At 35.1% G+C, this 14,694-nt stretch carries 13 protein-coding genes; 9 read left to right on the forward strand and 4 right to left on the reverse strand.

The window, feature by feature from the left end; translation table 11 throughout:
• The first annotated feature begins 115 nt into the window (after window positions 1-115).
• From ABIZ51_11390 to ispE, 5 genes are all read left to right on the forward strand, one after another.
• On the forward strand, window positions 116-859 hold the full coding sequence (locus tag ABIZ51_11390) for a DUF4197 domain-containing protein (protein MEO7089386.1): 744 nt from the start codon (window positions 116-118) through the stop codon (window positions 857-859).
• A gap of 76 nt (window positions 860-935) precedes the next feature.
• Window positions 936-2,018, forward strand: a complete 1,083-nt coding sequence (locus ABIZ51_11395) for an RluA family pseudouridine synthase (GenBank protein ID MEO7089387.1) — start codon at window positions 936-938, stop codon at window positions 2,016-2,018.
• Between the two features lie 11 nt (window positions 2,019-2,029).
• Window positions 2,030-2,794: a hypothetical protein gene (locus tag ABIZ51_11400; protein MEO7089388.1), complete on the forward strand. Its 765-nt coding sequence runs from the start codon at window positions 2,030-2,032 to the stop codon at window positions 2,792-2,794.
• Window positions 2,795-2,798: 4 nt separating this feature from the next.
• Window positions 2,799-3,854, forward strand: a complete 1,056-nt coding sequence (locus ABIZ51_11405; GenBank protein MEO7089389.1) for a glycosyltransferase family 4 protein — start codon at window positions 2,799-2,801, stop codon at window positions 3,852-3,854.
• 6 nt (window positions 3,855-3,860) lie between these two features.
• A complete protein-coding gene (gene ispE, locus ABIZ51_11410; protein MEO7089390.1) occupies window positions 3,861-4,697 on the forward strand; it encodes a 4-(cytidine 5'-diphospho)-2-C-methyl-D-erythritol kinase in 837 nt (278 codons plus the stop codon).
• Here the strand turns inward: ispE and ABIZ51_11415 are convergent.
• Window positions 4,683-5,765 carry an LptF/LptG family permease gene (locus ABIZ51_11415; protein MEO7089391.1) on the reverse strand — a complete coding sequence of 361 codons (1,083 nt, stop codon included), beginning with the start codon at window positions 5,763-5,765 and terminating at the stop codon, window positions 4,683-4,685. The genes ispE and ABIZ51_11415 overlap by 15 nt on opposite strands.
• A 52-nt stretch (window positions 5,766-5,817) precedes the next feature.
• Window positions 5,818-6,948, reverse strand: coding sequence for a tRNA guanosine(34) transglycosylase Tgt (gene tgt / locus ABIZ51_11420; protein ID MEO7089392.1), 1,131 nt, complete (start codon window positions 6,946-6,948; stop codon window positions 5,818-5,820).
• Between the two features lie 209 nt (window positions 6,949-7,157).
• Here tgt and ABIZ51_11425 point away from each other — a divergent pair, with 209 nt between their 5' ends.
• Genes ABIZ51_11425 through rsmG form a run of 3 tightly spaced genes read left to right on the forward strand, consistent with a single transcriptional unit; the run spans window position 7,158 to window position 9,519 of the window.
• Complete coding sequence (locus tag ABIZ51_11425) at window positions 7,158-8,228, forward strand: glycosyltransferase (protein MEO7089393.1); 1,071 nt, start codon at window positions 7,158-7,160, stop codon at window positions 8,226-8,228.
• Window positions 8,216-8,830 carry a sigma-70 family RNA polymerase sigma factor gene (locus ABIZ51_11430; protein ID MEO7089394.1) on the forward strand — a complete coding sequence of 205 codons (615 nt, stop codon included), beginning with the start codon at window positions 8,216-8,218 and terminating at the stop codon, window positions 8,828-8,830. The genes ABIZ51_11425 and ABIZ51_11430 overlap by 13 nt, the downstream gene beginning before the upstream one ends.
• A gap of 53 nt (window positions 8,831-8,883) precedes the next feature.
• Window positions 8,884-9,519 carry a 16S rRNA (guanine(527)-N(7))-methyltransferase RsmG gene (gene rsmG, locus ABIZ51_11435; GenBank protein ID MEO7089395.1) on the forward strand — a complete coding sequence of 212 codons (636 nt, stop codon included), beginning with the start codon at window positions 8,884-8,886 and terminating at the stop codon, window positions 9,517-9,519.
• A 28-nt stretch (window positions 9,520-9,547) separates the two neighbouring features.
• On the opposite strand, the gene ABIZ51_11440 is transcribed toward rsmG, so the two are convergent.
• Entirely contained in the window at window positions 9,548-10,240 is a 693-nt protein-coding gene (locus tag ABIZ51_11440; protein MEO7089396.1) for a GDSL-type esterase/lipase family protein, read from the reverse strand.
• Window positions 10,241-10,261: 21 nt separating this feature from the next.
• A complete protein-coding gene (locus ABIZ51_11445) occupies window positions 10,262-12,058 on the reverse strand; it encodes an ABC transporter transmembrane domain-containing protein (protein ID MEO7089397.1) in 1,797 nt (598 codons plus the stop codon).
• Window positions 12,059-12,660: 602 nt separating this feature from the next.
• Between ABIZ51_11445 and ABIZ51_11450 the strand changes: the two genes are divergently transcribed.
• Window positions 12,661-14,694 (forward strand): hypothetical protein (locus ABIZ51_11450; protein ID MEO7089398.1); only part of this gene is annotated, 2,034 nt, incomplete at its 3' end.

Consider the following 14,694-nt stretch of genomic DNA (forward strand, 5'->3'; position numbering starts at 1 on the left):
TTCGAAAAATTATTTTTTCAACATCCTATTTTTCTCCTAAATTATTTTTTGGCGCGCTATTTGTATCCGTTACGGAAAAATATTTTGTACGTTTGTTAAAAATAAATAAAACGATATGATTTTGAAAAAAATTCACTTTAGCCTTATCGCACTTGGCTTTACATCGCTTACTGCCTGTGCCCAATTTAACCTCGGAAAAACAATTAGCAACGCTGAAAAATCCGTTACCGGAACTAAAAGCGGCAGTCAACCCTTGAGCAACGACGAAGTGATAAATGGCTTGAAAGATGCACTGAAAGTGGGTACCGATACTTCCACTTCGGCTGCTTCAAAAGTGGACGGCTTTTATAAAAATGCAGAAATAAAAATTCCTTTTCCGCCAGAAGCGCAAAAAGTAGAAAATACCGCGAACGATTTGGGCATGAAAGATCAGGTAGATAAATTTGTGATGACATTGAACAGAGCGGCGGAAGAAGCGACAAAAAATGCAGCACCTGTTTTTTTGGATGCAATAAAACAAATGACTGTTACGGACGGATTCGCGATTTTAAAAGGGGACAGCAATGCCGCAACGAAGTATTTGCAAGATAAAACAACCGCGCAGTTGCATGATCAATTTAAGCCCATTGTGGAAGCTGCCATCAATAAAGTAGAAGTTACAAAATACTGGGCGCCCATTATTAACGCCTATAACAACGTGCCTTTTGTGCAAAAGCAAAATCCAGATTTGAATGAATATGTTACACAACAAGCTATGAAAGGTTTATTTAAATTAATCGCTGATCAAGAATTATTAATTCGCAAAAACCCTGCTGCCCGTGTAGATGCGATTCTTCAGAGAGTATTTGGAAGTTTGTAATTGAGGTCCACTTTTTAGAAAATTGAAAAATAATTCGAAAAAATAATTTTTCGAAACTTGTTTTTATCCAACAAAAATGAATGAAGAAATAGAAATTCCGGATGAAGATCAGGAAATGTACGAACACCATCGTTTCGTTGCTGCCAAAGGTCAAGAGCCTTTGCGCGTGGATAAATTTTTGATGAACCGGATTGAAAATGCTACGCGCACCAAAATACAGCAGGCTGCTGAAGCAGGAAGTATTTTAGTAAATGATAAAAAAGTAAAATCGAATTACAAAGTAAAGATTAATGATGTTGTAACGGTTGTATTTGCGACGCCTCCGCGCGATATTGAATTAATTCCGGAAAATATTCCGATTGATATCGTTTACGAAGACGATGATATAATTATCGTGAACAAAGCGGCGAATATGGTGGTACATCCCGGTTACGGAAATTACAAAGGTACACTTGTAAACGCCTTGGCGTATCATTTACAAAATTTGCCCATCAATACACAAAACGAAAAATACAAAGAAGAAGCTGCGCTCCGTCCTGGATTGGTGCATCGTTTAGATAAAAATACTACTGGAATTATGGTGGTTGCGAAAACGGAACATGCGATGGTGAAATTAGCAAAAGATTTTTTTGATCGAAACATGGATCGAAAATACATTGCTTTGGTTTGGGGAGATTTTAAAGAAGACGAAGGAACGATTGAAGGGAACGTGGGGCGAAATGTGAAAAATAGAAAAATGATGGATGTTTTTCCGGACGGAGATTTAGGAAAACATGCCGTTACACATTACAAAGTATTGGAACGATTTGGTTATGTAACGCTCATCGAATGTAAATTGGAAACCGGTCGTACGCACCAAATTCGAGTACATTTGCAACACATCGGACATTCTCTTTTTAACGATGATACGTATGGTGGCGATCGAATTTTAAAAGGAACTACATTTGCTAAATACAAACAGTTTGTAGAAAATTGTTTTAAATTGCTTCCGCGACATGCATTGCACGCAAAGTCGCTTGGGTTCACGCATCCGGCAAGTGGTGAAAAAATGTTTTTCGATTCGGAATTATCGGAAGACATGCAAGCGGTGATAAAAAAATGGCGTGTTTATTCTGTAAGTAAATCTTTGGACGAAGATGAAATAATTGAAAAATCATAAAAATAAATAAGATGAAAAAAATTATCTTTTTAGTACTGATTTCAACGGCAATGTTGTTGTCGCTGAAAAATGTTTCTGCGCAAAGCAGTTCAGATTTATACAATCAAGCAATGAAGCTGAAAGCCGAATATCACAATCAAGAAGCCTTGGCAGCATTTCAAAGATTATTAAAATCAGATTCGAATAACGTTAATTATTTGCAGTATGGAAGCGCGATGTATTCGAAAGTGGGTCACGAGCAAAGTTCGGAAACGGAGCAAAATACCTATTATAAAACGGCGGAATTTTTAGCTTTGAAGGCGATCAAAATAAATGATAACAGCGCAGATGCACATTATGCGTATGCCTTGGCACTTGGGCGTTTGAACGAACATGCTAGCAATAAACAAAAAATTGCTTACGCGAAATTAATCAAAACCGAAGTAGATAAGTCCATTCAATTAAATCCCAATCATGCCGGTGCATATCATATTTTAGGTCGCTGGAATAGAACCATTGCGGAGTTTAACTCTTTCCAAAAAATGGCAATCAACACACTTTATGGCGGTTTGCCCACTGGCACTTACGAAGCAGCCGTTTCCGCTTTTAAAAAAGCTATTTCCATCGAACCGAATTATATGTTACATCAATACGAATTGGCAGTAACGTACCACGAAATGGGAAATGATGCTGAAGCAAAAGTGTGGGCACAACACGCATTAACATTACCAGTTACGAATAATGACGACAAAGTAACGCAAGCCAATTGCCAAGATTTGTTGAAAAAATTGAAGTAAAAGAATGGCGAAAAAAAAGATTTTGTACTTCTGTTCAGGTCGTTCTTCATTTGTGGAAAATGATTTGGAAATTATTACCAAAGAGTACAATGTCGGCGTTTTTGTATTTCGCCCGAAAACCAAATTTTATACGCCTCTCAGTTATTTAAAACAATTTTTTTTCATTCTGAAAAATATTTTTTCAGCGGATGCTTTTTGTTGCTTTTTCGGCGGACATCATTCGCTTTTACCTGCTGTGATGGGATTTATTTTTCGAAAGCCCTGTTTCATTTTTACAGGCGGAACGGATTGTGTTTCTTTTCCATCCATCGCTTACGGAAATTTTAGTAAAAAAGTATTGGGAAAGATAACGGAGATTTCATATCGTTTTACTACGCACATCGTTCCTGTGCACAAAAGTTTGGTGGAATGTGATTATACATATCAAGACAATGATTTTCCGAAACAAGGTTTTTTGTATTTCTGTAAAGACCTGAAAACGCCTTATACTTCAATAGATTTAGGTTTTGATCCGAATAAATGGGAAAACGAAAGTGTAAAAAATCCGAATTCTTTTATCACGGTGGCAGCCGGTTTGGGAAATAATTATCGAATGGCTTTGAAAGGCATTGATTTGATTTTAGAAGCTGCCGAAAAATTTCCGAATGCGCATTTTTCAATTGTAGGTTTTGCAGATGTTAATAGTCTTTCGAATAAACCTAAAAATGTAAAAACATACGGATTGTTAGATTCGGAACAATTAAAAAAATTATACGGTGAACACGAATTTTATTTACAAGTTTCCATGTCGGAAGGATTTCCGAATGCGATTTGTGAAGCCATGCTTTGCAGCTGTATTCCAATTGCTTCAACGGTTGGAGCAATGCCCGATATTGTTGGAGATGCCGGATTTTTATTGGATAAACGAGACGCTGAAAAATTTGAAAAATTAATTGTGACGGCGATGCAATGCGATAAAAAAATATTTTCGAAAAAAGCGAAAGAGCGAATTGAATCACATTATCCGAAAGAAGTAAGAGTGAAAAAAGTATTGGATTTATTTTCAAAAATAATTTCTTGAAAAAACATGATTGTTTTTCCTAACGCAAAAATTAATATTGGATTGAATATTGTTGAAAAGCGCAGCGATGGTTTTCACAACATCGAAAGTGTTTTTTATCCGATTGGTTTGTGTGATGTGTTGGAAGTGGTTGAAAATACTACAGAAGAGGGTCATTCAAAAATTATTTTTTCGACCAGCGGAATTTCGATTCCCGGAAGTATGGAAAATAATCTTTGCATAAAAGCATTCCAATTGTTGGACGAAAAATATAATTTGCCTTCAGTAAAAGTGCATTTACATAAAATCATTCCAATTGGTGCAGGTTTGGGCGGAGGCTCAAGCGATGCTGTTTTTTTAATGAATGCATTAAATGAATTATTTGAGCTGAAAAATTCGACTTCAGATTTGCAAAAATACGCCACTCAATTAGGAAGCGATTGTTCTTTTTTCGTGAAAAACAAACCTGTTTTTGTACAAGAAAAAGGCGATGTACATGAAGATAGTTTTCTTGATATGAGTAATTATTTTCTCGTGCTTATTTGTCCGAAAATCCACATCAATACCAGTCTTGCGTATTCTGAAACGATTCCCAAAAAATCGTTCACTGTTTTAAAAAGTGAAATTCGAAAACCCATTTTAGAATGGAAAAATAATATTCACAATGATTTTGAAATCTCTGTTTTTAAAAAACATCCAGAAATAAAAATCATCAAAGAAAAATTATATGAATTAGGCGCATCGTTCGCATCTATGAGCGGAAGCGGTTCGTCTGTTTACGGAATTTTTGAACAGAAAATAGTACTTCAAAAAAATATTTTTTCAAACTGTTTTTGCTGGGAAGAAAAATTATTTCGGAGCTAATCGCAATAATAACAATGCTAAGATTCCGAATAAAATATTGGGAATCCACACGGCGATGAAAGGCGAAATCAAATCGCTGGCTGCAAATGTAGTGCTTACTTGCATAAATAAAATAAAGCTAAAACTGATTAATAAACCCAAGCCAATGTGTAAACCGATGCCGCCGCGCACTTTACGACTTGCTAAGGAAACGCCTATTATTGTTAGGATAAATGTGGCAAAAGGGAAAGCAGTACGTTTGTATTTTTCAATTTCGTAAAGCGCTACGTTATTTGTTCCCAACATTTTTTCCTGCTTGATGGCGCTATTCAGCTCGTGATAACTCATGGTCTCAATTTTGTTGAGTTGTCGTCCAAAATCTTTCGGCACAAAATTTAAAGTAGTGTCTAACTCAATGCCAGCTGTTACTTTTTCACCTGCACTATTTATTTTACGAATATAATAATTGTGAATTTGCCATTTTTTATGAATGCTGTCCCATTGAATAAAATCCGATAATAATTTGTAATGCAATTGCTGGTCACTGATTTGTTCGAGTGAAAATTTATATCCTCTGTTTTCATCGTTATCGTAGCGTTCCACGTACATAAATGTTCCTGGACTAATTTGTCGATGAATGTTAAAATTATCATTATGATAGCGATTTTTTATATACACATCTTCGAAATGAATACGTATTCTGTTCGCTTTTGGAATCACAAAATGGTTGAGTACTAAAGAAAAAGAAGCAATCACAGAAGCCGCTAACATGTAGGGAAATAATAACCGTTTGAAGCTGACACCACTGCCTAAAATTGCAACAATTTCAGTACGAGAAGCCATTTGCGAAGTAAAAAAAATAACGGCAATAAACGTAAACAGCGGACTAAAAAGATTGACGATAAAAGGAATAAAATTAAAATAATAGTCGAATACAATTGCCTTTAGTGGTGCGTGCTTCCCAATGAAATCTTCAATTTTTTCGGAAATGTCAAAAATAACAATGATGACGCTAATTAAGGAAATGCAATACACAAACGTTCCTAAAAATTTGCGAAGAATATAAACGTCTATTTTTTTTAATTTCACGCTAAGAGCTGATTTTATTGGCTTTTATTTCTCGAAAATACATTTTATTTTTTTACAATCGTTGCGACAATTGTTTAACCATTTTATTTTTCCACTCGTAAAAAGTATTTTCCAAAATATTTTTTCGCGCTTCTTTTACTAACCAAATATAAAAAGCCAAATTGTGAATGCTGGCAATTTGTGCAGCTAAACGTTCTCCGGAGTGCGTCAAATGCCGAAGGTACGCTTTCGAATAAAAACTATCTACGTACGAAGTGCCTTCTGAATCGAGCGGAGAAAAATCATTTTTCCATTTTTCATTTCGGATATTAATAAATCCATTTTGGGTGAAAAGCATTCCGTTACGGGCATTTCGCGTAGGCATTACGCAATCAAACATGTCAATTCCGAGTGCGATATTTTCTAATAAATTAATAGGAGTTCCCACGCCCATCAAGTAACGCGGTTTTTCTACGGGCAAAATTTTACACACAATTTCGGTCATTGCATACATTTCTTCCGCGGGTTCACCAACGGAAAGTCCACCAATGGCATTGCCTTCGCAATTTTGTGCTGCAATAAATTCTGCCGATTTTTCGCGTAAATCTTTGTAAACGCTTCCTTGTACAATTGGAAAAAGTGTTTGATTGTATCCGTATTTTCCTTCACATTTATCAAAATGAGTAATACATTTTTTCAACCATTTATGCGTGATATCAAGTGATTTCTTCGCGTAAGCGTATTCACATGGATAAGGAGTGCATTCATCAAACGCCATAATAATGTCTGCGCCAATTGTCCGCTGAATATCCATGACACTCTCGGGAGAAAATAAATGTTTAGAGCCATCAATGTGCGACGTAAAATAAACGCCTTCGTCTTTAATTTTGCGCGTTCCAGAAAGGGAATACACTTGATAACCGCCGCTATCCGTAAGGATAGGTTTGTTCCAATTCATAAATTTATGCAAACCGCCTGCTTTTTCTAGCGTTTCAATGCCAGGACGTAAATATAAATGATAGGTATTTCCTAAAATAATTTCGGCTTTGATATCTTTTTCTAATTCGTGTTGATGAACCGCCTTTACTGTTCCTGCAGTGCCTACAGGCATAAAAATAGGCGTTTGAATAATGCCGTGGTCGGTCGTAATTTCTCCTGCTCTTGCCTTGCTATTTTTATCGAAATGCGCTATTTTAAATTGCATATTTTATCTGCTTGAAAAAATAATTTTTCAGTCCATTCAATTCCAGTGAATCAATCATCGGCAAATTGTTAATTATTTTGTTTAAATCCTGCCAAAGGTAACACATTACCTTCAAATGCTTAAGACTACATTTGTTTCGAATTTAAAAAAATATTTTTTTGATAACGTTTAATATTTCTACTCTTTTATTTGGATTGTTTTGTTTTTGTTTGCTGCTGCAGACTTGGTATTATGCCGCTATTTTCGGGCGATTGGCGTTTTATAAAAAGAAAACAATAGTTCCTAATTTTCCGTCTACATCCATTGTGATTTGTGCTAAAAACGAAGATCACAACATTGTGGATTTTTTGCCATTGGTGTTGGAGCAAGAGTATCCAGAATTTGAAGTGGTGGTGGTGAACGATTGTTCTTTTGATAATACGGCGGATGTGTTGGAAGAATTATCCAAAAAATATGCAAGACTGAAAATTGTTACGATCAAAGAAAATGAGAATTTTCAACATGGAAAAAAAGTAGCGCTCATGGTTGGTATCAAGGGCGCGACTTACGAACATTTATTGCTCACGGATGCCGATTGTAAACCCGCCAGTAAATTTTGGTTAAAAAATAATATGGAACGTTTTTCCAACGAAACGGAAATTGTATTGGGTTATGGTGCGTATGAAAAAAGGAAAGGGTTTTTAAATAAACTCATTCGTTTTGATGCCTTTTATATTGGCTTGCAATATTTATCGTATTCCCTTGCGGGCAAACCGTATATGGGCGTTGGACGAAATTTAGCGTACACCAAAAATTTATTTTTCAAACACAAAGGTTTTGCTTCGCATTATCATATCGAATCTGGCGACGACGATTTATTTATCAATGAAGCTGCCACGAAAAAAAATACGCGCATTGAAATTGAAAAAGACAGTATTACTATTTCCGTTGCGAAAAAAACTTTTTTGGGTTGGTGGCGACAAAAACGCCGACACATCACAACCAGCAAGCATTATAAATTTTCGACTCTTTTTCGAATGTCTGTTTTTACGTTGAGCCAGTATTTTTTCTGGATATTATTTGTGGTTTTATTAGTGTTGCATTATCCGTGGAAAATTATTTTGGGATTATTTCTATTTCGTTTGCTTTTACAACTTTTAATTTTCAAAAAGTCAATGGATAAGTTAGATGAAAAAAAATTAATATTATATTCGCCTTTATTCGAGTTGTTTTTCATGTTCTTTTATCCGGCATTAATGCTCACAAATTTTTTTGCAAAACCAAATAAATGGAAGAATTAAATCCGAATTTATCAACCAAAGCGGTGTACGATTACGGCTTGGTACGCAAAGCACTCGATAGCGGCGACCAACATGCTTTCGCAGAATTGATGCATCGTTACCACGATTCGGTTCATTTTATGCTGAATAAAATGGTGAATAATAAAGAAGATGCGGACGATTTAACCATCGAAACATTTTCCAAAGCCTTTAAAAACTTACATCTTTATACACCTACCTTTGCCTTTAGTACCTGGCTTTTTAAGATTGCTTCCAATCATTGTATTGATCACATTCGAAGAAAAAAACACAACACTACTTTTTCCATCGACCGAAAATTTGAAGGCGAAGAAGGTGAAATGTTAGGTATTGATATTCGTTCGGAAACAATGGATCCGGAAGAACACGCGCTGAAAAAAGAAAAAATAAAATTGATGCACGAGTTGGTAGATAAATTAAAACCACGTTATCGCACGCTCATCGAATTGCGTTATTTCGAAGAATTGAAATACGAAGAAATTGTGGAGCGTACCGGTTTATCGCTTGGAACGGTGAAAGCGCAACTTTTCAGAGCCAAAGAATTGTTGTACAATATTCTGAAAAAATCAGGCGAAAAATTTTGAAAAGCATTTTTTTCAAACGATAAAAAATCACCTCCGAAAAATTAAATTTTCAAATGGAAAATTCTATTTCTCTGCTAAAAAAATATTTTCCGACACTCACGGAAAAGCAAGAGCAGCAATTCATTTTACTGAAATCGTTGTATGAAGAATGGAATGCGAAAATAAATGTGATTTCGAGAAAAGACATTGATTTTTTATACGAACGCCACGTTTTGCATTCGCTCGGAATTGCAAAAATACTCACGTTTCGTGCCGGAACAAAAATTTTAGATGTTGGCACAGGCGGTGGATTTCCGGGAATTCCCTTGGCTATTTTATTTCCTGAAACAAATTTTTATTTAGTCGATTCCATTGGAAAAAAAATTACGGTAGTAAAAGCAATTGTCGAAGCCTTGGAACTAAAAAATGTACGTGCAGAAAAAATGCGTGCGGAAGAAATAAACGAGAAATTTGATTTTGTGGTAAGTCGCGCTGTTACTGAATTTCCTGTGTTTTACAATTGGGTGAGAACAAAATTTATTAAGCTTCAAAAAAACAGTTTGCCTAACGGAATTTTATATTTAAAGGGCGGCGATATCAAAGAAGAATTTAGTGCGTTTAAAAAAAGCGCCATTTTTTACGAGTTGAAAAATAATTTTTCAGAAGAGTTTTTTGAGACAAAAAAAGTAGCGTATTTACCTTGTTCTTGAAAAATAAAATTTCAAAGAGAAATTGTAATTAGTTGAAATAAGGTTTAATTTGCGTCAGCCAAATTTCGTATCCTTTTTTATTCAGATGAACGCCATCAGTTGTTAAATCAGGGTTTAATTCATTGTTGCTGGTTACAAAAAACGGATATAAATTAATTAATGTGATGTTCCTTTTTTTCGATTCAAGCAACAGAAACGTATTTAATTTTTCCACTTTCAGATTAATTATTTTACTCGAACTTAATAAACTTTTCAAACCAAAAGTGGGCAGAGTACTTTGAATAAAAATTTTTGTTTGCGGACAATCTGTTTTTAAAAGGTCTAAAATTTTGATGTAATTATTTTCAATTTCGGACAACGGAACTTTTTCGACAATGTCATTAATTCCAATCATAATAAAAAGTTTGTCGGGCTGAAAACGAATAACATTATCAATTCTTTTAATCAAACCTTCTGTAAAATCACCACTAATTCCCATATTTACGACAGAAGAAGTATCGGGCAAATATTTGAAATTTTCTGTCATGCTATCGCCAAAAAATACGGTTGAATGGTTCACTTTTTTCATCCGATTAAATTCTTTGTTTAGCCTTTTCCACTTGTCTTGAGTAAAATATTCGTGGATGATATAATATCGTTTTAAAGCTACGAATGAATAAAAACTTGCGATACAAGTCGAAAAAAACAAGGCAAGAAGAAGTGTTTTGTTTCTGCTTTTCATCCAACAGAGTTAGAAAAAAATTTAACTTAATTCAAATTGTAATTTACTTAAACTTCTGTATAGCCCATTTTCCTTCTTTATCAGCTCTTCGTGCGTTCCAGATTCCAACAATTCGCCTTTATCAATAACAATAATTTTATCCGCATTTCGAACGGTAGAAAGTCGATGTGCAATCACAAAAGAAGTTCTGCCAACCATTAATTTATCCAAGGCTTCTTGCACCAAACGCTCCGATTCAGAATCGAGCGAACTGGTTGCTTCATCCAAAATTAAAATAGACGGATTTTTCAAAACTGCTCTGGCAATAGCAATGCGCTGTCTTTGTCCACCCGAAAGTTTTACGCCGCGTTCGCCGACAAGTGTTTCGTATTTCTCCGGAAAATTTTCGATAAACAAATGTGCGTTTGCTTTTTTAGCGGCTTCCATCACTTCATCATTGGTTGCGTCGGGTTTTCCGTATAAAATATTTTCACGAATGCTTCCGCCGAAAAGTAAAACGTCTTGCGGAACAATTGCCATTTGATTGCGTAATTCGGTTAAAGAATATTCCTGAGAGTTCTTTCCATCAATAAAAATTTCTCCGCTTTGCGGATTGTAAAAGCGTAATATGAGAGAAACTAAAGTGGATTTCCCAGAACCACTCGGACCAACAATGGCAATGGTTTCTCCTCTTTTCGCTTCAAAAAAAATATTTTTTAAAACTGGAATTTCACTTCGCGAAGGATAGTTAAAATCAACATTTTTAAAAACAACTGTTCCGCTAATTTTTTTATAAATTCCTTTGTTATCAAATGTTGTATCGATATTTTCTGTCTCTTCATCCAAAATTTCCATAATGCGTTCTGTAGCGCCAATTGCCTTTTGAATTTGTGCGTAAAGCTCTGCGATTCCACCAAAAGAAGCTCCTACAAATACGGAATACAGCACGAATTGAAACATTGCACCCACCGACATTTCTCCGTTGTGTACCAAAATAACGCCACGCCAAATAACAGCGACAATGGATCCGAACAAACAAAAAATAATAAAAGAAGTAAATGCAGCGCGAGCTTTTCCACCTTTCATGGCTTTCTCTACAATTTGCAAAGTGCTTTTTTTGTAACGTGCTATCTCGAAAAACTCATTGGCAAAGGCTTTCACGTTGGCAATGCCTTGCATGGTTTCTTCCACAATGGTGTTAGATGCAGCTACTTCGTCTTGTGTTTCTTTTGACATTTTACGAATGTATCTTCCGAAAAATACAGCGAGAATAGCTACTACAGGTACAATTCCCAGCATCACAAATGTTAATTTAAAAGAAGTAAATGCTAAAAACGCTATACCACCAATGATGATGATAAATTGGCGTAAAAACTCTGCAATTGTAGTCGTGAAAGTATCTTGTAACATCGTGATATCAGAAGAAATACGGCTGTTCAGTTCCCCAACTCGGTGTTGCGAAAAATAATTCATCGGTAATTTTATAAGATGTGTATACGTGGCTTGGCGCAGCGATGCGAGCGTGTTTTCCGTAACATTCACAAATAAATAAACTCTGAAAAAAGAAAAAATAGCTTGTGCTGCGAATAGGATCAACAAGAAAAGTGCGTTACGGTTGATATTTGCGATAAAAGATGCTTTTGCAGAATCTACTAATTTTCCCATCAACATCGGGAAAGCGAGTGCTGTTAAACTTGTTAGCAATAAAAAGGACAATCCTAAAAAATATTTTTTTCGATAGGGTTTAAAATAAACAAGTATACGTGCTGCATTTTTAAGATTTTTTTTATTGATTTTTACTTTCGGAGCATCCTCAAATTCACTTTTCTTCCTTGCCATTTTTATTTTTTATTTCTGTTTATATAGATTTGGCAACCCTTTCAAAAGAAACGAGAAAAGAAAACATTTCTGACGCCTCAAATCTTTTCCTCCAAGTGGAGCTTACACTTTTCATTGTTCAAAATAAATAAACCGCAGCAAGGAAGAGAATTCTATTCTATTTTTTAGGATTCCAAAAAATATTTTTTTAATTATTTTTTTCAAAGATATCCTTTTCTTCTTTCTTGGAAAAAGAACGGAAGAGAAGAATTTACTATTTTATTTAACCTGCTTCCGAAAGATACTGATTAATAAAAGCAAAATTTAAATATTTAGAACTTTCTAAAAAAAGGGAAACGCCTTTACGTACGGCTTTCCAAAGGTTGTGGACTTTACAGACAAGTTTGCAAACTCTTTGGTGCAAGAACTTCAACTTTTAGTGAGTTTGAGAGCCTATTTCTAATCTCTATTGAAAATGAATTTTTACTACTTTGAGCTTGATAGAATGTAAAATCACGTTCAAAAAAATAATTTTCCGAAGCATTTATTTTGCATTACATTTGTTATATCATTTTTAGCCCCCGATAAAAATGTCGTAATTTAGAGTTCGAAAAATATTTTTTATGAAAAATAAAACGACCAATTTGAAGTATTCGAAAAAATATTTTTTTATTGCTCTTTTATTTTGTTTCGCGCTTTTTGCGAATGCGAAAATAAAAACTTCCGTAAAAGCGGATGCTGCCTTAACTGCCAACGTAAATAAATGGATGCAAAACAGTAGCAATTTGCGTTTCCTTGAAAACAAAGGGCAAATGGCAGATATGAATCACAAAACAGACAATGATTTATTGTTTGAAGTGAGCGGAAAAGGAATGGATGTTTACATTACTACGAAAGGTATTAGCTACGTTTTCAGAGATGTAGAAAAACACAAAAAGAAAAATTTACTCAAAAATAAAATGGGAATGAATCCTAAATTCAATTTTATGAATGATAGTATAACTTTGAAATATTGTCGTGCCGATATGAATCTGGTGGGCGCAACAATTAGCAAAGAAAATATTTTGAAAGAAGGCGAAAGCGATGATTATGATAATTATTACCTCAGCCAATGTCCGCAAGGAGTGTTAAATGTACGCAGTTATAAAAAAATTACCATCAAAAATATTTATCCCGGTATTGATTGGGTGCTCTTTACCAACGCGACTTCCGGCATAAAATATAATTTTATAATACATCCTGGAACAGATGCGTCGCAAATAAAGTTAAAATATAAATGGACTGATAACCCGGAATTGCAAAGCGATGGCTCGATAAAAATAAATACGCCAATGGGCAAAATTACGGAAGGTACTCCTCTAAGCTATACCGATGAAAACGAGCAAAACAAAATTGAAACGAAATATAGTATTAAAAACAATGAAATAAGTTTTGCTGTAAGTAATTACAACAAACACAAAATCCTAATCATTGACCCTGTGTTGGTTTGGGCAACGTATTATGGCGGAAACCAACAAACAGAACCAATGGGTATTCAAAGTGACGGAACTAATGTTTACGTAACGGGAGGAACCGCCAATACTAATGTTTTCCCAGTTTTTAATCCAGGAGCTGGAGCGTATTTTCAAGGAACAATTGGAGGAGGTGAAAATGCATTTGTTTTGCAATTTACGACTTACGGTGTTCGCAAATGGGCGACTTATTACGGTGGGAGTTTTCAAGATATTGGTTATTCAATTTCCAGTGATGGGGTAAATATTTGGGTAACAGGAAATGCAGGTTCAACAGATTTTCCAACATTTAATCCAGGCGGTGGAGTTTATTTTCAGGGAACATTAGGAGGGATTTCAAATGCTTTTATTTTACAATTCAACACTTCTGGTGTTCGTAAATGGGCGACTTATTATGGCGGGAGTGGGAATGGGAGTTTTGGTGATTTAGGTGAATCTATTTCCAGTGATGGAGCAAATGTTTGGGTAACGGGACAGTCAGAATCAACAGACTTCCCAACATTTAATCCAGGTGCTGGAGCGTATTTTCAAGGAATAGGAAGTACTTACGGAAAAGCTTTTATTTTGCAATTTACTACTTCTGGTGTTCGCAAATGGGCGACTTATTATGGTGGAAGTTTTGTTGATTATGGTTTTTCTATTTCCAGTGATGGAGTAAATATTTGGGTAACTGGATATACAGCTTCAGCAGACTTCCCAGTATTTAATCCGGGTGCTGGAGCTTATTTTCAAGGAACATTAGGAGGAAATTCAAATGCTTTTATTTTACAATTTACAACTTCTGGTGTTCGCAAATGGGCGACTTATTATGGTGGTAGTAATAACGATTTTGGCAATTCTATTTTCAGTGATGGTACAAATGTTTGGGTAACAGGAAATATAGGTTCAACAAATTTTCCAACATTTAATCCAGGTGGTGGAGCCTATTTTCAAGGAACATTAGGAGGCAGTCAAAATGCTTTTATTTTACAATTCAACACTTCTGGAGTTCGTAAATGGGCGACTTATTATGGTGGTAGTAGTGACGATTTTGGTTATTCTATTTCCAGTGATGGAGCAAATGTCTGGGTAACAGGACAGGCAAGTTCAACAGATTTTCCAACCTTGAACACGGGATGTAATTCTTATTTCCAAGGAATTCAAGGA

The sequence above is a fragment of the Bacteroidia bacterium genome (assembly GCA_039924845.1).
GTDB lineage: Bacteria > Bacteroidota > Bacteroidia > DATLTG01 > DATLTG01 > DATLTG01.

Excerpts from the sequence above, each read along its gene's own strand:
- ABIZ51_11390 (MEO7089386.1), top strand. The coding sequence starts at position 116 with ATGATTTTGAAAAAAATTCACTTTAGCCTTATCGCACTTGGCTTTACA.
- ABIZ51_11395 (MEO7089387.1), top strand. The coding sequence starts at position 936 with ATGAATGAAGAAATAGAAATTCCGGATGAAGATCAGGAAATGTACGAA.
- ABIZ51_11400 (MEO7089388.1), top strand. The coding sequence starts at position 2,030 with ATGAAAAAAATTATCTTTTTAGTACTGATTTCAACGGCAATGTTGTTG.
- ABIZ51_11405 (MEO7089389.1), top strand. The coding sequence starts at position 2,799 with ATGGCGAAAAAAAAGATTTTGTACTTCTGTTCAGGTCGTTCTTCATTT.
- ispE (MEO7089390.1), top strand. The coding sequence starts at position 3,861 with ATGATTGTTTTTCCTAACGCAAAAATTAATATTGGATTGAATATTGTT.
- tgt (MEO7089392.1), bottom strand. The coding sequence starts at position 6,948 with ATGCAATTTAAAATAGCGCATTTCGATAAAAATAGCAAGGCAAGAGCA.
- ABIZ51_11430 (MEO7089394.1), top strand. The coding sequence starts at position 8,216 with ATGGAAGAATTAAATCCGAATTTATCAACCAAAGCGGTGTACGATTAC.
- rsmG (MEO7089395.1), top strand. The coding sequence starts at position 8,884 with ATGGAAAATTCTATTTCTCTGCTAAAAAAATATTTTCCGACACTCACG.
- ABIZ51_11440 (MEO7089396.1), bottom strand. The coding sequence starts at position 10,240 with ATGAAAAGCAGAAACAAAACACTTCTTCTTGCCTTGTTTTTTTCGACT.
- ABIZ51_11445 (MEO7089397.1), bottom strand. The coding sequence starts at position 12,058 with ATGGCAAGGAAGAAAAGTGAATTTGAGGATGCTCCGAAAGTAAAAATC.